This window comes from Haladaptatus sp. R4 (assembly GCF_001625445.1).
GTDB lineage: Archaea > Halobacteriota > Halobacteria > Halobacteriales > Haladaptataceae > Haladaptatus.
The window spans coordinates 13,828-32,748 of record NZ_LWHG01000032.1 but is presented as its reverse complement, the minus strand read 5'-3'; the positions used below and the strand labels follow the sequence as shown (position 1 = coordinate 32,748).

The following is an 18,921-nucleotide window of genomic DNA, read 5'->3' as shown; positions in this document are numbered from 1 at the left end:
CGTCGTCGGTTTCGCGTCGATTCCGCAACCGCAACTACCGCCACCGCTTGGAACCGCCTACCATGGGTACGATGTTAAGCGACGTGCCTGCACACGCCAGTATCGATTGAAAAGGGTTCGAGAAATCCCTCGTAAAACGGCCGTCCAGAACGATAAACGCTAAATCGCCGTCCAACCGCCGTCGATGTACAACAGTTCGCCCGTAATATAATCCGCGTCGTCGCTGGCCAGGAACAACGCGGGACCGGCGATGTCCTCGGGGTAGCCCGCCCGTCCCATCGGGACCGGTTTGATGAAGCCGCCTTCACCGGCGGCGTCCTCGGCTTCGTCGCTCCACCCCTCGGTGAACTCGGTGGCGATCTGACCGGGGGCGACGGCGTTGACTCGGATGTCGTGTTCGGCGAGTTCGAGCGCCGTGCCGCGCGTTATCATCTTTATCGCGCCCTTCGTGGAATCGTACTGGACCTGATCGTGCTGGGCGACCTCGGAACTGATGGAGGCGGTGTTGACGATACAGCCCGGTTCGTCGCGGTCGATCATGTCCTTGGCGGCGGCTTGAATACCGAAGAAGTAGCCCCGGATATTGGTGTGGTGGAGGTCGTCGAAGTCCTCCTGATCCACGTCGAGGAAATCCTCGCTGTGCTGCATCGCGGCGTTGTTGACCATGACGTCCACGCCGCCGTAGTCGCGGGCGGCCTCGACCACGGCCTCCAGTTCGCCGGGCTTGGACACGTCGGTCTCCACGAACTCGGCGCTCCCCTCGTGTTCGTCCCGAATCTTCTCGTGGGTTGGTTCGCCGTCCGATTTTGGCTCCTCGCGCACGTCGGCGTTGATGACGGTCGCCCCCGCCTCGCCGAACCGGAGGGCTATCGCGCGACCGATACCCGAACTCGCACCCGTGACGATGACCGTCTCGCCGTCGTAATCGAAGTGAAGGCTTCCCATTGCCCGCGAAACTACGGACAAATCCGGGTTAAGTGTACTCGCCGCATTTGCAAGCAGGAACCTTCCTCGATGTCGGATGGTCGTCTCAGTGCTCCCGAAGCGCCTTCGCCGGAACGACGCCGGGCCGGTCGATGACGAGTCGGTCGCCGATCCGGACGTCCTCGAAGACGTACGGGTACTCGTAGGAGGCGAGCGATTCCCGGAGCGCCTTCGGGTCGGCCTCGACCCCCTTCCAGATGTCGAAGTGGACTGGGGCGAACCGGTCGAGTTCGAGGTCGGCGACGGCCTCGGAGACCTGTTCGCCGTCGTTGTACCAGTCGGTGGGGTACGTCTCGCCGTCCTCGGTGTGATAGATGTTGCCGACGGTTCCGTGGGCGAGCACGCCGAGGTCGATGTCGAACTCGTCGGCGATGTCGGTGAACGCGTCGGCGGGGCGCGAGTCGCCCGGCGCGAAGAACGTCCCCGACTCGTGTTCGACGACGTAGCTCACCGGCCCACCCGAATCGGGGTCGTTCGCGGCGCGGACGTGAACGTCGACGTCGCGGACGGAGATATCGTCGCCAGCGGAAACGACGGTGCGCCGGTCGTCCGGCGCTCGCAGGTCGCCGTCGTAGGCGGGGTTCTCGAACGCCTCGTCCGGCGCGTAGAGGTGCGCCCCGAGGTCTTCCACGAGCGGGCCGTACGATGGTGGATGCATGTGGTCGATGTGCTCGTGGGTGACGAATACCGCATCACACATCGTCGCGGCCGTCGGGTCCACGGGTATCGGGATCATCCGCACCGTCCGCGGCGGCGACCCGTCGCCGAAGTACGGGTCGAGATAGATGGTGGTTTCGGGTGTTCGAACGATGTACCCGTTACAGCCGAGATACCAGATCGACATCCCGTCCACGTCAACCGACTCGACTTCGTCACGAACGAACCAATCGCCCCACGTCGAATGCACCATGACGGCGTGAAATAATCCGTGAAGCCGCTTAACGGTGGTCGCCGTTTCGGGTGATCGTAGCGCGGCGATGGGAACTAACTCCGATTACGACCTCGACGCCGTTTGCGGTTCCGACAGCGCTTCGAGCGACAGTTCGCCGTCCGGAACGCGGTACTGTGCCAGCGTTCGTTTCTCGGCGTCGGCCGAGTTCTCGTCCGCATCGACCCCGTAAACGGTGAACTCACAATCCGTCTCGGTGAACTCGATCACGGAGTAGCCGTGTTCGTACCAGTTGATGTATTCGAGATGTTCGTTCTCCGCTTTCGCAATTGCGGCCAACGCCTCCCTGTCCCAGTCTCCCGGGAAGTCCACGACGTCGGCGGCACACACGCTCGTAATCGACGGCGTCATGAATTCGATGCCGACGGTATCCCGGTTCCACGAGACTTCGCCGTACCCCGCGTGCTGGTAGCCAGCCATCGAGCAGTGGAGGTCCCCCGTGAGGGTGATGAAGTTCCGGAGGGATGCGTCATCGACGGCGTTCATCAGTTCCGCACGCTCGGCCTGGAACCCGTCCCAGGAGTCCTCCAGAAATTCCACTTGATACCAGTCTTCGCCCGCCGTCAGCGGCATCGTGAGTACTTCGTTCGCCCACGTCGTCCAGCGGGCGCTCGATTCCGAGAGCGAGTCGACGAACCACGATTTCTGCTCGGACCCCAACATCGTCCGGTCCGGGTCGTCCTCGTTGGTACAGGTGAGCGTTCGGTCTTCACACGGCGGGCCGTCGCGGAAGAGGCGCTCGTCGGTGATGACGAGGTCCACGAGGTCGCCGAACTCGAACCGCCGCCACAGGCGAAGTTGTTCGTGAAGGTCCTCCTCCGACGGGTCGTACTCGACCCGCATCGGCATGTGTTCTATCCACGCTTGGATTCCGCTCGCCGTGATCTCCATCGCGACCGATGGATCCGACCCGTCGTCCTTGTTCGGGAGGACGGGTGTATCCGTCGCGTAGTCCCAGTACCGGTTGTTTCCGATCTCGTGGTCGTCCCACCCCGCGATGAGCGTGTGGCGTTCGAGGGCCTCCTGCAACAGCGGGTCGGATTTGTATTTCTTGTAGAGAAAGCGGAAGTCGTCGAGGGATTCGGCGAGCGATGCCCCGCTCGGGAGGTCGAAATCCCGTTCGGGTTTGATTTCGCCCGTGGGCGAGACGTACGCGCCGTCCGACGACTCGTAGATGAAATCGCCGAGGTGGACGACGTAGTCGATGGATTCGTTCGCGATGTGGTGGAACGCGCCGTAATAGCCGTTCTGATAGTCCTGACAGGTCACGACGCCGAACGAGAGGTCATCGACGTGCTGGTCGGCGCTCGCCATCGTCCGGAGTCGTCCCGTCCGACTCGCCGTCCCGTCGTAGATGAACCTGTAGTAGTAGAAGCGGTCGGCGTCGAGTTCGCCGTCGAGGTCCACTTTGACGGTGTAATCGTGCGTTGCCGACACCGCCGACGCGTCGACCACCCCTTCGAAAGCGAGGTCGTCGAACGTCTCGTCGCTCGCGACCTGAACCCCCACGGACTGCCCCTCTCGATACGCTTCCTCGGTGATTCGAGTCCAGACGATGGCACCCGAATCGGTCGGTCCGCCGCTCATGACCGACTGCGGAAACGTCGCGTCCGCATCCGCCGCCGCATCGTACGAAAAGACGTCCGCTGAACCGTCTCGAAGTGGTGTCGTCGGCTGTGCGATAGCTCGCTTGGCGAGAAGCGCGGAAAGCCCACCGGCCGCGGTCGTTCCGGCCACGCTACGGAAGAATCCACGACGGTTGATTTCTCCACGATAACTGTTATTCTTGGAAACCATATTTGAGAATCATAATGATGTACTATATATTTGATGGACATAGTATATATTGAATCACGGGACGATACGTTCCACACTATAGGAGAAATATGATGGTGAATACGATCTGGATCTTTCTTCATCGATATCGGATGCAGTGCCGAACGATATCGGAGTACGGCGAACGGTTACGACGGGGGCGGGGAACTTCCGCGAGAACGAGACGATTCGTGTGGGCTGGCGATAGCGACGTTCGGACGGTTCCCGAAAACGACCGATCTTACGGTCGAGGGGCCGCATTCTGGAGCGCCGTCTCGGCGATGTTGCCGCCGTAGTCGGCGCACCTCGAAAGCGAATCGATGCTGAGCCGTAGCTGATGGGCCTGATACGGTTCGAGGTCACGAAGGAGGTCGTCGATACTGCGGCCGGATTCGGTTATCCCGAAGATCGATTCCCGTGCTTCGTTGGCGAGTCGGGTGGCTCGCTTCCGGTCGTCCGTGAGAAACGCCTCCATCGCGGTGGTGACGACGCGGCGGCTTCGGCGTGCAGTTCGGAAACTGCCTCGACCACGCGTTCGGGTATCGCATCGAGTTCGATGGCGACCTGACCGATCTTCGCCGCGTGGTCGGCGATGCGTTCGAGTTGACGCCCGCACGTGTAGAAATCGAAGCACGTCTCGCGGGGGAATCCGAGTTCTTCCGCCACCGCTGGCGTCCGTAACGTCCTTCGAAACGTCCGGGAGACGACGAACCACAGTCGGTCCATGTCGTCGTCCCGTTCGATGACGTTCCGAGCGGCGTCCTCGTCGGTCTCGGCGAGGGCGGAGACAGCGTCTTCCAGCATGGCCATCGCGATGACCTTCATCTGTGAAATCGCATCGTGAATGGACATCTGCGAGGCGTTGAGCAGGTCCTGCACGACGATCTTCTTGTCCGTTTCCTCGACTATCTCCAGCCCGACGAGGTTCTGTGTGGTCGTGCGGATGGCACGCCGTTTGCCGGGTGTGATGTGGTGAGTTTCGATCGTGATCGTGTTGAAACCGTTCACGTACATCGCGATGATGGCGCGCATCAGTTCATCGTCGCTCCGCGTGGCGATATCGAGCCGTCCTTCGATGCCCTTCCTGCCACGACGCGGCGTCAGAACCAGTCCGTACTCGTGGGAGAAAAACGAGATCGAACTCCCAACCGCGACGTCGTTTTCGTTCGCCCAGTCCTTCGGCAGGGAAACCGTGTACGTTGATCCTCCGGTGACCTGTACTTTCCGTGTCTCCATATCGTCCCCTTCGCGACTACCACAATAAATTTTACCACTAGTACATAGATTGGTAGATATATATTGTCCAATATGGTTATATGTGCGAGGATATATTCATCGACGTCGTCCCCACAGCGGTCGACATGTGTTGGTCCTTTCAGGGCCATTCAACGGCGAACTCCGCCCGTTCGATCAGTCGGCGTTGGTCGGGCTAACGGTATCGTCGGTTCGGCTCGTCGTTACGTACACCGCCGGTTTGCGGAGGACGTACTCGTCGATGAACGCGACGATGTACACGACGGAGTTCAGGATGAGATACGCGCCGAGGGTGAACGCGGCGGCATACTCCCATCGGGAGTGTGGCAGTCCCTCGCGTCTGTCCCGAAGTAAGACGGCGAGGACGGTGAGTATCGGAAAGGCACCGAGCACCGTCCAGATGACCTGACTGTACGGGACGTACGACGTAACCGGAAGGAACAACTGGATGAACGGGAGGGGAAGCCCCACGACGAGAAACGGAAGGACGAGCGTGTTCGAAAAGGTGTAGACGCCGTCGAGACGCTTTCGCCACGAGAGTTGTGGCGAGGTAACGACCGAGGCGAGATAGCGACTGCTCACTTGTAACCATCCGCGCGCCCATCTCTTTCGCTGACTCCACCACGACGTCACCGTCGCGGGGTGTTCCTCGAACGTGATGATGGACGGATCGACGACTATCTCCTTCCCGGCGAGATGGATCCGCGTGGACATGTCGATGTCCTCCACCAGCACGGATTCGTCGAACATACCCAGTCGCTCGAACACGCCCCGGCGGAAGAACGCCTGTCCCCCGCCGAAGATGCTGAACCCGTTCCAGAGTGAGCGCGCGACGAGGTCGGCCCGCTCCGTGACGTGGCGTTCGACGGTCGCGTGGAGCGAGATGAGCGAGTCGTCCGGATTTCGGCCGTAGCATCGGCCTTTCACGCACCAGATATCGTCGTCAGCCTCGAACCACCCGACGGTTCGCCGGAGCGCCGTCGGATCGAACTGATGGTCGGCGTCGATGCTCGCGATTATCTCGCCGGTCGCGTAGCTGAGCGCGTAGTTCGTCGCCTTCGCCTTCCCGCCGCCCGGTTCGTCGCGCTCGACCGCGACGATTCGGTCGTCGTCCGCGGCCGCCCGCCGTGCGATAGCGGCGGTTTCGTCCGTCGAGTCGGCTTCGTAGCAGACGACCACTTCGAGTTTATGCTCGGGATAATCGACCGCCCGACACGCGTCGATGGTTCCCTCCAGGACGCTCGCTTCGTTGTACGCCGGGATGACGACGCTCACCGTGGGAAGCTCGTCATCGTCCGAGGGGAACGACGGAGTGGCGTGTGATGCCGGTATCGAGACGAGCGCCGAGACGAACAGCCGACCGACCTGTGCGACCACGACGAGGAGGACGACCGTCTTGAGGACGCGGAGATAGGGAACGGAAAAGTAAACCGGGGCCAGCACTCCGACGACGAACATCGACGTGATGAGACAGTAGAGTAGAACGGCTCTCCGCGACGAGGACTGTTCTTGAACTGTTGTCACTTCCATTGGTATACGTCCCTTGACCGGCTCTCAAAGGTTTTTTGCTCCGATTCTAATGAGGAATATTGTTGGCACGGGATAGCTGTGTACTACTCCGTGGGAGGCAATAATTCGGACGGCCGATTCGACCGGCTACCGCCTTTTCGATCCGCTGAGCGGGGATCCGACACGTCCGGTCGTGGCGTCGTGAAATACCGGGGAGTAATGGCGAGGAGTATGTGACGTACGTTCAGGTATTGAGAACTCATAGCAAGGTTCATGGCGAAATAACCACCTGAATCGGGTAGACAAGAGTGATGTTGTCCGATTCTGCCGCACGATATTCCCTCGATTTCCGCGTTGCTGTCCGTCCCTACGCCGTCCCCTCCCTGTCATAACTGCGACACCAACCCATCCAATGAAACCCCTTCCATCCACCGACGCAGAATCGGAATCACGCGTCAAAGCCGCCCTCAGTGACCGGACCGCCCGATACCTTCCGTCGGTCGTCGCGATACTCCTCGGCGAAACCGTGTTCGCGACGGGACTGTGGCTTCAGACGACCACGTTCGATGCACTCCTCGCTAGCGGCGTCGGCGTCTGGTTCGCGCTTCTGAGTTACCGTCTCTTCGAGAAACGGAAGACGTAACGCGTTCGCTGAAATTCCGTCGGGTCGGTATTCGGCGTGTCGTCAGCCGTCACGTTCCGTTGCCTTGCTACCCGGCGTGTCGTCACTCGTAGGTTCGTCCGCCCGTCCTGTTCTCCTCGATGTAGTCCCAGTCGTACTCGACGCCCAATCCCGGCCCGTCGGGGACCGGCACGGTTCCCTCGTCGTCGATGGCGTCGATATCGTCCACGTACTCGCCCTCGTACACCGGCGGCGTCGTGTTCGAACACTCCGGGTGGACCAGCGCCATCTCGTAGTAGTTGGTGTTGCGCATCCCGGCCATGCAGTGGCGTTGGGCGGGACCCGGCGAGTGGATTTCCACGTCGATTCCGAACCCTTCGGCCATGCGCGCGATTTTCATCGCGCCGGTGATTCCACCGTCGTAGGCGGGGTCGGCCCGGAGGAAATCCGTCGCCTCGTTTCGCAGGAAGTCGGTGTGCTGTTCCAACCCGCGGATGTGTTCGGTCTGCAACAGCGGCGTGTCCAACTGCTGGCGCAGTTTTTTGTACGCGTACTGGGAGATGCCGCCGTCGCGGTACGGGTCCTCGTACCAGAAGAACTCCTCCTCGTCGCACGCGCGCCCGACCTTCAGCGCGTCGCCGAACGTCTCGTACTCGCAGGCCGGGTCTATCATCAGGTCCATCTCGTCGCCGACGCGTTCGCCCACCGCGTGGACGGTCTCGATTTCGCGGTCGATGTCACGCCGTTCGTCGGTCCCGCCCCAACCGTGGATTTTGAAGCCGGGGAATCCAATTTTGAGGCATTCCTCCGCGAAATCGGCGTACGCGTGCGGGGAGTCCAACCCGCCGTTGTCGTCGGCGTGGTACGTCGAGGCGTAGGCCGGGAGTCGCGTTCGGTAGGTGCCCAGCAGTTCGTGAATCGGCGCGTCGTAGTGTTTCCCGGCGAGGTCCCACAGCGCGATGTCGACCGGTCCGATGCCCATCCGGTCGTACTTCCGGAGCGCGCGCTTCATCTCCGACCACAACCGCTCGCGGCGTAGCGGGTTCCGCCCGATGAGGTTGTCCGCGAGCGTGTTGATCTGCGCAAACGCGGGTGAGTTCCCGCCGACGAACTCCCCGGTGACGCCCTCGTCCGTCTCGATCCTCAGCCCGAACAGTTTGCGCTCCGTCGTCGCCCCCGGTTCGTACACGAGGTTGTACCCGGCGTCCGACCCCACGTCCTCGATGGGATACGAGAACTCCGTGGACTCGATTCTCGAAATCTGCATACGACTATCGACGGTTTCCCGCGTGGTAAAATTTGTAGCCGAACTTCGGCGGCGAAGAGAGATATTTGATTCCGGTTCGATAGTAGGTGTTGCGAGGAAACTGTGGTGATACCTCGACAGTTCGATACGAATTGATGATTTTGGTTGGTGTGTCGTTGCAGTTGCCGAGAAGCAGACTTCCTCGAAAGCCCCCGAACGCTCGCTACACAGAGCGGTATTTGGTAGGTTTGTGAGTACAGTTACCGGGGAGACTACGTTGAAAGACCCCGTCTGTTCGCGGTCGCTGTTCGAGATATTTTGCCCTCTCCGCACCGGACGGACAAAATAGTGGCTCGTACAGACGACTAAAACAAGCGCGAACGAACGGCCCCTTTCAACCCACCCAGACGACAGCACCGCACCAGAATCCCCTCCCCAACCGACTCCTCGCCGACGCTCGTCGCCCCTCGCGCGGTTGGCCAAGTAGTGCACAATCCGTTCAACCGGGTGGCGCGCGCTGACGAGGTGGGTCGGCCGACCGCCTCGTCAGAATCGTGCGAGGGATGACGACCGAGGAGCGCTAGCGACGAGCGGAGTTCTCGTGAACGACGAAGGAGTGAACGAGAGCACGGGAGAGCGAAGCTCTCCCGGAGGAATCGGCTGGGGAGGGTGTGGCTGTCGCGGTGCGGTCGGGGTGGGACTTCTGAAAGACGAAGTCTTTCAACTCCCCGCTCGTTCCTCGCGGGGATGAAAGGGGCCGCCCGCTCGCGTTTACCGTGGTCGCTTGCACGGGCCAGTATTTTGACCGGGCGTTGCTGAGAGGGCAAAATATCCCGTGCAACGACCGCGAGCGGGCGGGGGCTTTTGGGGCGGTCTTCTCAGTAGTTGCAATCGCAAAACTCCCAAACACGCCTGTTCGCCATTATACGACGAGAAAAACACCCCTTGTTCGAAGGGTCGTGGTCGCGTTAGTAGTTGTCGTAGACGGTTTTGATGATGGTGAAGTAGTCCATGCCTTCCTCACCCTGCTCTCGGTACGTCTCGCTGGAGGAGGCGTTCATGCCGCCGAACGGGACGTGCAGTTCGAGGCCGGTGGTGGCCTCGTTGACCTTCACGATACCGAAGTCCACGTCCTGGATGAACCGGTTCGCCTCCGAGTGGTCCTGCGTGACGATACCCGCCGCGAGGCCGAACTCCACGTCGTTGACGAGTTCGACGGCCTCGTCGAAGTCGCTGTAGGAGGTGACGCCGACGAAGGGGCCGAACACCTCCTCCTGCATGATCTGCATGTCGTTTTTCACGTCGGTGAAAACCGTCGGCGTGACGAAGTAGCCGTTCTCGTGCTCGCCGTCCTCCAGCCGTTCCCCACCGTATTCGAGCGTCGCGCCCTCTTCTTTCCCGGTTTCGACGTACTCCAGCGTGGATTCGAGTTCGCTCTCCGAGACGTGCGGTCCCATGCCGGGGTCATCCAGTCCGGGGCCGATGTCGAGGTCCTCGGCGAACTCGACCAACTGGTCCACGAAGTCGTCGTACAGCGAAATCGTGAACGATGACTCGCTCGGTCGCGGTACACGCCTGTCCGGTGACGCCGAACGCGCCGGAACCGACGACGTTCACCGCCTCTTCGAGGTCGGCGCTGGGGCCGATGACGGTCGGGTTCTTGCTCCCCAACTCCGTCTGGATGCGCTTGTGCTGGTCGGTGGCCTGCTCGTACACCATCTCGCCGACCGCTCGGCTTCCCGTAAAGGAGACGGTATCGACCTCCTCGTGGTCGATGATGGCGCTCCCGACGTCCTCGCCGCTCCCGACGACGAAGTTGAACACGCCGTCCGGGGCACCGACCTCGTCGGCCGCTTCGTCGATGCACTCGACTACCTTCGCAAAGACGGTCGGCGCGTCCATCGCGGGTTTGAGGACGACGGTGTTGCCGGTCGCCAGCGCGGGCGCGCTCTTCCACGACGGGATGGCGATGGGGTAGTTCCACGGGGTGATGAGTCCGGCCACGCCCATCGGCTCACGGACCGTGTACAGGTTCTGGCCCTGCGAACTGGGCTGTTTTCGCTCCCCAGCGTAGTCCATCGCTCGCTCGGCGTAGTAGTAGAAGATGTCGATGGCGCGTTGACCTCGCCGTTGGCTTCGCTTCGGGTCTTTCCTTCCTCCCGAACCAGCGTCTCGGTCAGTTCCTCCTCGCGGTCGTCCATGCGTTTCGCGGTCGAACGCAGCAGTTTGCCGCGGGTCGCGCCGGGCGTGTCGGCCCACTCCTCCTGTGCGGCGGCGGCCGCCTCGACCGCTCCGCGTGCGTCCTCCGCGGTCGATAGCTGGAACTCCGCGACGACCTCGTCGGTGTCCGCGGGGTTGCGAACTTCGAACGTTTCGCCCGATTCCGATTCTCTCCACTCTCCGTCTACGTAATTGCTGTACGTTTCGGGCATCGGAGAAAGTACGTGCGTGGGGTACTCCGTTCTTGTGGCCAAACCGTCGCTCGGTCGTGCGGTCGAATCTCTCCCCACAATACTCTTGTGGCCTTTTTCTCCTCGGTTTCGCCGTCGGAGCTATGTGGTTCAAGGGCGAATATTTTCCCATGCGATACCATCGCATTCCTTCGGACGACGGTCCCCGCCTGCTCGCACAGGAGGGACGGAAGGTGTACGACCTCACGACCGCCTCGGGTATCGCCTCCGTTCGCGAGTTGGCGCTCGCCGCGAGTGCGACTCAGGGGGGACTCGACGACGTGGCGCGGATTCATCTGGACGACGCGCCCTTGCTCGACACGAACCGACTGCCACGGATGCACCCCGTCCGACCGTCCCCGACGAGGTGTGGGCGGCCGGTGTCACCTACGAGACCAGCACGTCGCGCGCGAGGAGGAGAGCGGCCGGGGGTCGATGTATCAGGCCGTGTTCGAGAACGAGCGCCCAGAACTGTTCTTCAAAGCCACGCCGAGTCGGACGGTCGGCCCCGGCGACGCCATCGGCATCCGCGCCGACTCCGAGTGGGACGTGCCGGAACCCGAACTGGCCGTGGTCGTCGCGCGCGGCGACATCGTCGGGTACACCGTCGGCAACGACATGAGCAGTCGGTCGTTGGAAGGCCAAAATCCGCTGTACCTCCCGCAGGCCAAAGTCTTCGAAAAGTGTTGTGCCATCGGTCCGTGTATCGCCTCGCCGGAGACGGTCGGCGACCCGCGCGAACTGGAACTGTCGATGCGCATCCGGCGCGACGACGAGACCGTCTTCGACGGTTCGACTTCGACGTCGAAGATGGCCCGTTCCCTGCGAGGAACTCGTCTCGTATCTGAATGATCACAACGAAGTTCCCGACATCGCGGTGCTGTTGACGGGCACGTCGCTCGTTCCCCCGGACGACTTCACGCTCGCGGAGGGTGACAGCATCGAGATCGACATCGAGAACATCGGAACGCTCCGGAATCACGTCGAGACGGAGTGATTCCGGGAAGTGGTGCGATTTCGGGAAACGATGTGGTTCCGGGGGACGGTGTGGTTTCGAAATCGCGCCGTCTCGGCGCGATTTCGGGAACGCGTAGAATCGGGATATTGTGGAATCCGGCGGTCGTTCCCGAACTCACAAACGAGTTGTGAGATCGAATCGTGATCGGATACGGTGTCGCCCGAAACGAATCCGCCGCGAGAAGAGCGAAACCGCGTCGTCGGGATGCGGTTCAGAACCGGACCGTCTTCACGTCGTCGTCGGTGCCGTAGACGACTTCGTCGACCATGTTCACGAACAGGCCGTGTTCCTGTGCGCCGGGGATTCGGGCCAACTCCGTCGCCCGCTCCTCCGGATTTTCGATGTCGCCGAAATCACAGTCCACGATGAGGTTGCCGTTCGCGGTGAACAGCGGGCCGTCCTTCTTTTCCGCGTACCGCACCGACGGGTCGCCGCCCTGCTCCCGAATCCACTCCTTGACGACCTCCCGCGATTCGGGCAGGATCGAGAGCGGGACGGGATACGACAACGGCGTCGATCGTTTTTGGTCGTCCGTGGCGATGACGAGTTTCTCCGCCATCGAGTCGATGAGTTTCTCCCGTGCGTGGGAGGCCCCGCCGCCCTTGACGACGTGCGGGTTCTCGGGGTCCCACTGGTCCGCGCCGTCGATGGCGACGTCCAGTTCCGTCACCTCGTCCACGTTGATGAGCGGAATCCCGACTTCCTTCGCCAGTTCGTGAGATTGGAGCGACGTCGCGACGCCTCGAACGTTCGTGAGCGTCCCCTCGTCTATCTTCCAGCCGATTTTGGCGATGGCCCACGCGGTGGTACTTCCCGTACCGAGGCCGACGTCCATCCCGTCCTCGACCACTTCGGCGGCCTCCATCCCGCCGCGGCGGCGCTTGTCCATCAACACGTCCTCGGCCGAACTCTTGATCCGGCGCGGCGACGGGATGACGCGGATGTTGTCGCGGATTTCGTCCTCGTCCAAGTCGAAATCGCGGTCCGCGAGTTCGTCCTTCGCCTCCTCGACGGTCTCCTCCTCGGTTTCCGCCCAGACGCTGACGTCGTGGCCTCCTTGCCGGTAGCTGAACTGTTTTGCCATGGTTTAATCGTCTAGGTCCATGCGGTCTTTCGGTCGGACTGCTTCCTTGCGCTCCTTGTCCTTCTCCAGGTGCGAGCGGGACACGTTGTCCACGCGTCCGGTGACACGCTCCTTGAGGATGTCGTCGTCCTCGCCGAACGGATGGGTCCCGAAACCGTGACGCATCGCCGCGATGGCCTGGTAGGCGTGCTCCTGATTGCCACGCGACTTGAACAGTTCGGTGACCGACTGGCTGATGACCGGGATCGGCGTTTCGCCCTTGAACGCCTCCTGTACCAGCCAGTTCACCTCGCCGGTGTCCTCGATGTAGTTCGGCACGTCCTCGTAGTTGTCCTCCCCGATCTGGTCGCGCATGAGTTCGACCAGCCAGCTTCGAATAACCGACCCGTTGGACCAGTTGTTGAACACGTCCTCCAGATCGACGTCGAAATCACCGGCTTCGAGCAGTTCGACTCCCTCGGCGATGGACTGGAGCATTCCGAACTCGACGCCGTTGTGGACGAGCTTCACGAAGTGACCGCTTCCCGGCGGGCCGACGTGCAGCAGTCCGCCGTCGACGGACAGTTCGTCGAGGATGGGTTCGGCGATTTCGAACCCTTCCTCCCGCCCACCGACCATGAAACACGCCCCGTCGCGCGCACCCGGCGGGCCACCGCTGGTGCCGGTGTCGAGGTAGTAAATGCCGTCCTCCCACACGCGTTCCTCCCGGCGCATCGAATCCCGCCAGAAGGAGTTGCCGCCGTCCATCACCACGTCGCCTTCGTCCAGGTGCTTCACCGAGGTCGTCCAGTTGCTCGTCTATCAGCTCTCCGGCCGGGAGCGACAGGTAGATGACCCGTGGTGCATCGAGGCGGTTCGCCAGCTCCTCGTACTCCCCGCTGTCGAGTACCGTCACGCCCTTGTCTTTCAGTTCCGGGCGGTCGGCCGTATCACAGCCGACGACGTCGATGTCCTTTTCGGTCGCTTGCTTCGCCAAGTTCCCACCGATCGAACCGAGTCCAATTATTCCGAGTTCCATGTGTACAATCTCTCGCGCGTCGTTCGTTTTCCCGGCGAAATTCCCGCGTGGAAACGGCGTTCCGCCGGTGCCTATTCTATCTCGCTTCGGTAAAACGACAACACAGCGAAGGACTAAATCATTCCGGCCCTATCGGCCGAAAATCACCTCGTACGCGCTGCTATCGCCGTCCTGTCCGTCGTCCGTTCGGAGTGTGTTCGCCGATTCCGTTATCGCCTCCTCGCGGAAATCTCGCCGATGGTCGGGAGCGATATCGAATCGACGTACTGGGACAAGGGTTCGTCGGCCCGTTCGATCGGGTACAGCTCGCGAACCAACGGGAGAACCGAGACGCCAGCACCGATGGCCGCTCCGGCGACCTTTCCCTTCGTCCCAAACCGCTTGCCTGCCTCGTATCCCGTCCTCACGTGTCCGACGCCGTCCAGATACCGCCCGACGTCGATGCCTTCGTTCGGGTTTGCGGCTTCCGGATCGAAGGTGTCCCTGGGTGCTGTTGTACGCACCGTACACCGTCCCCGCTCCCGCTCCGAGAACCGCACCGTACGGACCGGCTGCATACCCCTGCCGAGCGCCGTTGAAGGCGCTCTTGGCCGCGTATCGATGATCCACTTCGTCGAGAAACTGCCGGATTTCGACTGTGAGCGCCGTCGTCGCCTGTCCGGTCGTCTCCGCGACGACCGATGGCTTCGGTATGGCTTCGACGCCCTCGCTCCCGTCCACGCGGCCACGGACGGACTCGGCTGTTTCTCGTACCGTTCGCAACGCTTCGCCGCCCGCTTCCGACCCCGTGTCGGCCGTTTTGCGCGCGACTGTTCCTCCGACACCACGCGCTCTTCGCGCCGCCGTCATCGTCCGCTCTTTGGCGTCGTTGGCGACCTCGTGGGCGTGGTCTCGGAGTCCCATGTCTACCCCTACGTCGCTAACGGGTGTGTCTCTTATCGTTGCTATCGAAAGCACCGTAATTACCCCCTGCCCGTCGGCTTCCGGTTTCCCTCCGATTCGCTCGTGGGCTCGGGTGGGCCGTTAGAAATTACCCGCTGGATACCGGTATCCAACCCGTCCGACGTGTAAGCAGGGACCGGATTCGCTCAAATCCATCCTCCGTCTTCCCGTCGCACACGACGAACTCGAAACGCCCGGCCAACCGACCGCGATTCCACCCACACACATCTCATGCCAGAAAATAACGTCCCCGAGGAAACCGACGTCGTCGTCATCGGCGCGGGACCCGGCGGCTACGTCGCCGCCATCCGCGCCGGACAACTCGATTTCGACGTAACGCTCATCGAAAAGGACGCCTACGGCGGCACATGCCTGAACTACGGCTGTATCCCGTCCAAGGCACTCATCGCGGCGACCGACGCGGCCCACGAGGCCGCGACCGGCGAGAACCGCGGCATCCACGCCGACCCCGACATCGAATTCGGTCGGACGGTGGAGTGGAAGGACGGCGTCGTGGACCGCCTCACCGGCGGCGTCGAACAGCTCTGTGAGGCGGCGGGCGCGACGCTCGTCGAGGGTCGCGCCGAGTTCGCCGACGGTTCGGCGGTCACGGTTCGGACCGACGATGGCGAGCACGAGTTGGAGTTCGAACACGCCGTCGTGGCGACCGGTAGCCGCCCCGTTTCGCTCCCCGGGTTCGCGTTCGAGGACGACCCGATTCTCGACTCGCGACAGGCCCTCGCGCTCGAAGACGCGCCCGATTCGCTGCTGGTCGTCGGTGCGGGTTACATCGGTATGGAACTCGCTAGCGCGTACGCAAAGGCCGGGACCGACGTGACAGTCGTCGAGATGCTGGACGAAATCCTCCCCGGATACGGCGACCGACCGAGCGAACTCGTCCGCGACCGGCGCCGAAGACCTCGGCGTCGAATTTCACTTCGGCGAGGGAGCCGAGGAGTGGACCGACGACGGCGGCGGAATCACCGTCGTAACGGAGGACGAGGACGGGAACCGAACCGAGTACGAGGCCGAAAAAGCGCTCGTCGCCGTCGGCCGCGAACCCGTCTCCGACACGGTGAACCTCGACGCAATCGACCTCGAATCGACCGACAACGGGTTCATCGAAACCGACGACCGCGGCCGAACCGACCGCGAGAACGTCTTCGCCGTCGGCGACGTGGCGGGCGAACCGATGCTCGCGCACAAGGGAATGCGCGAAGGCGAAGTCGTCGCGGAGGTCATCGCCGGGGAACCGGCCGCGCTCGACCATCAGGCCGTCCCCGCCGTCGTGTTCACCGACCCCGAAATCGCCACGGTCGGGATGACCGAGGACGAGGCGGTCGATGCCGGATACGACGTAACGACCGGCGGGATGCCCATGCAGGCCAACGGCCGCGCGATGACGCTGGACGACGACGATGGATTCGTCCGCGTCGTGGCCGACGCCGAGGACGGCTATCTGCTCGGCGCGCAACTCGTCGCTCCCGAAGCGTCCGAACTAGTTGCCGAGTTCGGCCTCGCGCTGGAACTCGGGGCGACCGTGGACGACGTCGCCGCGACGATTCACACCCATCCGACGCTCTCGGAGGCCGCGAAGGAAGCCGCCGCGAACGCCCGCGATCACGCGATCCACACGCGAAACAACGACCGATGACGGAGAATACAGGACCATGACCGACCAGACACCCTCACCGAACTCGACACATCCAACGGCGAACGCACCGAGTCGCATCGTTTCGGAAGTACCGGCGGTTTCCTCCCCGGAGGTGTCCGACCATGTCTGAGGAGACGTGGGACGAAGCGGCCCGGTCCCGCGACTTCCATCAACTGTTGGACGACGACGGCGGCGTCCTCGACGGTGCCGACGTGCCGGACCTCGGAGACGACGAACTCCTCGGTCTATACCGGACGATGGTGGGGACCAGAACGCTCGAAGACACGATGCTGAACCTTCAACGGAGCGGTGAGGCGAGCCTCGTCGCGCGCGAGCGCGGCGAGGAAGCCACGCCGCTCGGTGCCGCCACCGCCCTCTCGAAGGGCGATTGGATCTTCTACACCTACCGTCAGAACGCCGCGCTCCTGCACTGGGACGTACCGATGGCGAAGATCGTCGCCGGGACGACCGGACAGGAACCCGAAACCATCGCGGAGGGACTCGACGACTGGGAGTCACCCGTCAACTTCTCTCCGGACTACACGCCTGTCGGCGTGAACGTGACGAACGCGGCCGGGTCGGCCATGACCGACCGCTTCCGCGACCGCGACACCGTCTCGATGGCGTTCATCGGCGACGGCTCGACCAGCGAAGGGTCGTTTCACGACGGGCTAAACTTCGCGGGCGTCTTCGACGCGCCGCTCGTCGTCGTCGTCCAGAACAACGGGTGGGCGATTTCGGAACCGTCCGAGCGCCAGACCGGGGCGGAAACGTTCGCACAGAAGGCAGAAGCGTACGGGATTCCGCACGAACGCGTGGACGGAAACGACGTGCTCGCCGTGTACGACGCCGCGAGCAGAGCCGTCGAGCGCGCCCGAGACGGCGGCGGGCCGACGCTCATCGAGTGTGTTACCTACCGGATGGGAAACCACAACACGTCGGACAACGCCGACCTCTATCGGGACGACGAACTGAAGTCGGAATGGGCCGACCGCGACCCCATCGAGCGGCTTTCGACGTATCTCGGCCACCGAAACCTCCTCGACGACGACCGGCGCGAGGAGATTCGGGACGAAATCGACGCGGCGGTGAACGACGCCGTGGAGGAAGCGCGAAGCGTTTCGAAGACCGACCCGATGCGGATGTTCGACCACCACCTGCACGGCACTTCGTGGCGCGAAGCCCACCAGCGGGCGGAGTTCCAGCGCGAACGGAACGGGGAAAACCCGTTCACCGATTTCTCCGGCGACGCGTTCGACACCGAGCAGTGGGACGACCACGGTCCCGATTTGGGCGTCGATTTCGAACCGCTGAATTCGGACGACGACGACGTCGAAACGGAGGATATGAACGTCGTGACGGCGGTGAACCGAGCACTCCACCAGGAGATGGAACGGGACGACGACACTCGCATCCTCGGCTACGACATCGGAATGCTCGGCGGCGTTTTCCGCGCAACCGAGGGACTGCTCGACGAGTTCGGGCCGGACCGCGTGATCGACACGCCGTTATCGGAAAACGGCATCGTCGGCACCGCAGTCGGGATGGCGATGCGGGACGACCGCCCGGTTCCCGAAATCGAGTTCATGGGTTTCTTCTACCCTGCCTTCGGCCAGTTCATGTACGCCGTCGCCAAGATGTACGAGCGCACCGGCGGCGATATCGAACTCCCGATGACGATCCGCATGCCGTACGGCGGCGGCATCAAGGCGCTCGAATACCATCAGGAATCGACCGAGACGTTCGAGATTCACGCGCCGGGCGTCCGCGTGCTCTGTCCGAGCACGCCGTACCAGGCCAAGGGACTGCTGGCGTCCAGCATCCGCTGTGACGATCCGGTGGTCTTCATGGAGCCGAAACGGATCTATCGCGTTTTCGACGACCCTGTCCCGACCGACGAGTACACGCTCCCGCTGGACGAGGCCCGGATCGTCGAGGAAGGGTCGGACGTGACGGTGCTGACGTGGGGCGCGATGGTCCGTCACGCCGAGAGCGCCGCCGAGGAGGTGGACGCCGACGTGGAGGTCATCGACCTCGTGACGCTCTCGCCGCTCGACGTGGAGACGATTCTGGAATCGGTGAAGAAGACCGGCCGTTGCGTCGTGCTCCACGAAGCGCGCCGAACGCTCGGTCTCGGGGCCGAACTCTCGGCGCTCGTCAACGAGTACGCGCTCGACAGGCTGAAAGCCCCCGTCAAGCGCGCGACGGGGTACGACGTGCACTTCCCGAACAACGACATCGAGGACGACTACCTCCCCGACGCGGAGCGGGCGAAGTACGCGATAGAGGCGGTGATGAGTTATGAATTCTGAGCAACAGACGGACTCGACAGGCACGAACCGACAGTACAGCCCCTCGAAACCGCCCGTTCGTTCC

The 18,921-nt window shown here is 62.6% G+C and carries 10 protein-coding genes and 5 pseudogenes; 4 read left to right on the top strand and 11 right to left on the bottom strand.

The window, feature by feature from the left end; translation table 11 throughout:
• Window positions 1-159: 159 nt before the first annotated feature.
• The 5 genes and pseudogenes from A4G99_RS21965 to A4G99_RS21945 form a co-directional block, all read right to left on the bottom strand.
• Complete coding sequence (locus tag A4G99_RS21965; RefSeq protein WP_066148354.1) at window positions 160-945, bottom strand: SDR family NAD(P)-dependent oxidoreductase; 786 nt, start codon at window positions 943-945, stop codon at window positions 160-162.
• Window positions 946-1,030: 85 nt separating this feature from the next.
• Window positions 1,031-1,894, bottom strand: a complete 864-nt coding sequence (locus A4G99_RS21960; RefSeq protein WP_066148353.1) for an MBL fold metallo-hydrolase — start codon at window positions 1,892-1,894, stop codon at window positions 1,031-1,033.
• Between the two features lie 84 nt (window positions 1,895-1,978).
• Entirely contained in the window at window positions 1,979-3,670 is a 1,692-nt protein-coding gene (locus tag A4G99_RS21955) for an alkaline phosphatase (protein ID WP_223302123.1), read from the bottom strand.
• A 319-nt stretch (window positions 3,671-3,989) separates the two neighbouring features.
• Window positions 3,990-4,984, bottom strand: a pseudogene (locus tag A4G99_RS21950) (PhoU domain-containing protein).
• Window positions 4,985-5,158: 174 nt separating this feature from the next.
• The gene (locus A4G99_RS21945; protein ID WP_066148349.1) at window positions 5,159-6,532 is read right to left on the bottom strand and encodes a glycosyltransferase family 2 protein; all 1,374 of its coding nucleotides are present in this window, start codon (window positions 6,530-6,532) and stop codon (window positions 5,159-5,161) included.
• A gap of 391 nt (window positions 6,533-6,923) precedes the next feature.
• Between A4G99_RS21945 and A4G99_RS21940 the strand changes: the two genes are divergently transcribed.
• Window positions 6,924-7,154 carry a hypothetical protein gene (locus A4G99_RS21940; RefSeq protein ID WP_066148347.1) on the top strand — a complete coding sequence of 77 codons (231 nt, stop codon included), beginning with the start codon at window positions 6,924-6,926 and terminating at the stop codon, window positions 7,152-7,154.
• Between the two features lie 82 nt (window positions 7,155-7,236).
• Here the strand turns inward: A4G99_RS21940 and A4G99_RS21935 are convergent, their stop codons facing one another.
• Window positions 7,237-8,400: an enolase C-terminal domain-like protein gene (locus tag A4G99_RS21935; protein ID WP_066148346.1), complete on the bottom strand. Its 1,164-nt coding sequence runs from the start codon at window positions 8,398-8,400 to the stop codon at window positions 7,237-7,239.
• Window positions 8,401-9,347: 947 nt separating this feature from the next.
• Window positions 9,348-10,811 (bottom strand): annotated as a pseudogene (locus A4G99_RS21930) (aldehyde dehydrogenase family protein).
• Window positions 10,812-10,960: 149 nt separating this feature from the next.
• Between A4G99_RS21930 and A4G99_RS21925 the strand changes: the two are divergent.
• Window positions 10,961-11,826, top strand: a pseudogene (locus tag A4G99_RS21925) (fumarylacetoacetate hydrolase family protein).
• A 232-nt stretch (window positions 11,827-12,058) separates the two neighbouring features.
• Here A4G99_RS21925 and rpiA read toward each other — a convergent pair.
• The 4 genes and pseudogenes from rpiA to A4G99_RS21910 form a co-directional block, all read right to left on the bottom strand.
• Entirely contained in the window at window positions 12,059-12,931 is an 873-nt protein-coding gene (gene rpiA, locus A4G99_RS21920) for a ribose 5-phosphate isomerase A (RefSeq protein ID WP_066148343.1), read from the bottom strand.
• Window positions 12,932-12,934: 3 nt separating this feature from the next.
• Entirely contained in the window at window positions 12,935-13,708 is a 774-nt protein-coding gene (locus A4G99_RS27940) for an NAD(P)-binding domain-containing protein (RefSeq protein WP_255359167.1), read from the bottom strand.
• Between the two features lie 64 nt (window positions 13,709-13,772).
• A pseudogene (locus tag A4G99_RS29025) lies at window positions 13,773-13,949 on the bottom strand (NAD(P)-dependent oxidoreductase); the annotation flags it as partial.
• A 129-nt stretch (window positions 13,950-14,078) separates the two neighbouring features.
• The gene (locus A4G99_RS21910) at window positions 14,079-14,852 is read right to left on the bottom strand and encodes a hypothetical protein (protein WP_066148341.1); all 774 of its coding nucleotides are present in this window, start codon (window positions 14,850-14,852) and stop codon (window positions 14,079-14,081) included.
• A gap of 270 nt (window positions 14,853-15,122) precedes the next feature.
• On the opposite strand from A4G99_RS21910, the pseudogene lpdA reads away from it, so the two are divergent.
• A pseudogene (gene lpdA, locus A4G99_RS21905) lies at window positions 15,123-16,545 on the top strand (dihydrolipoyl dehydrogenase).
• 122 nt (window positions 16,546-16,667) lie between these two features.
• Window positions 16,668-18,857, top strand: a complete 2,190-nt coding sequence (locus A4G99_RS30045) for a thiamine pyrophosphate-dependent enzyme (RefSeq protein WP_066148339.1) — start codon at window positions 16,668-16,670, stop codon at window positions 18,855-18,857.
• Window positions 18,858-18,921: the final 64 nt, after the last annotated feature.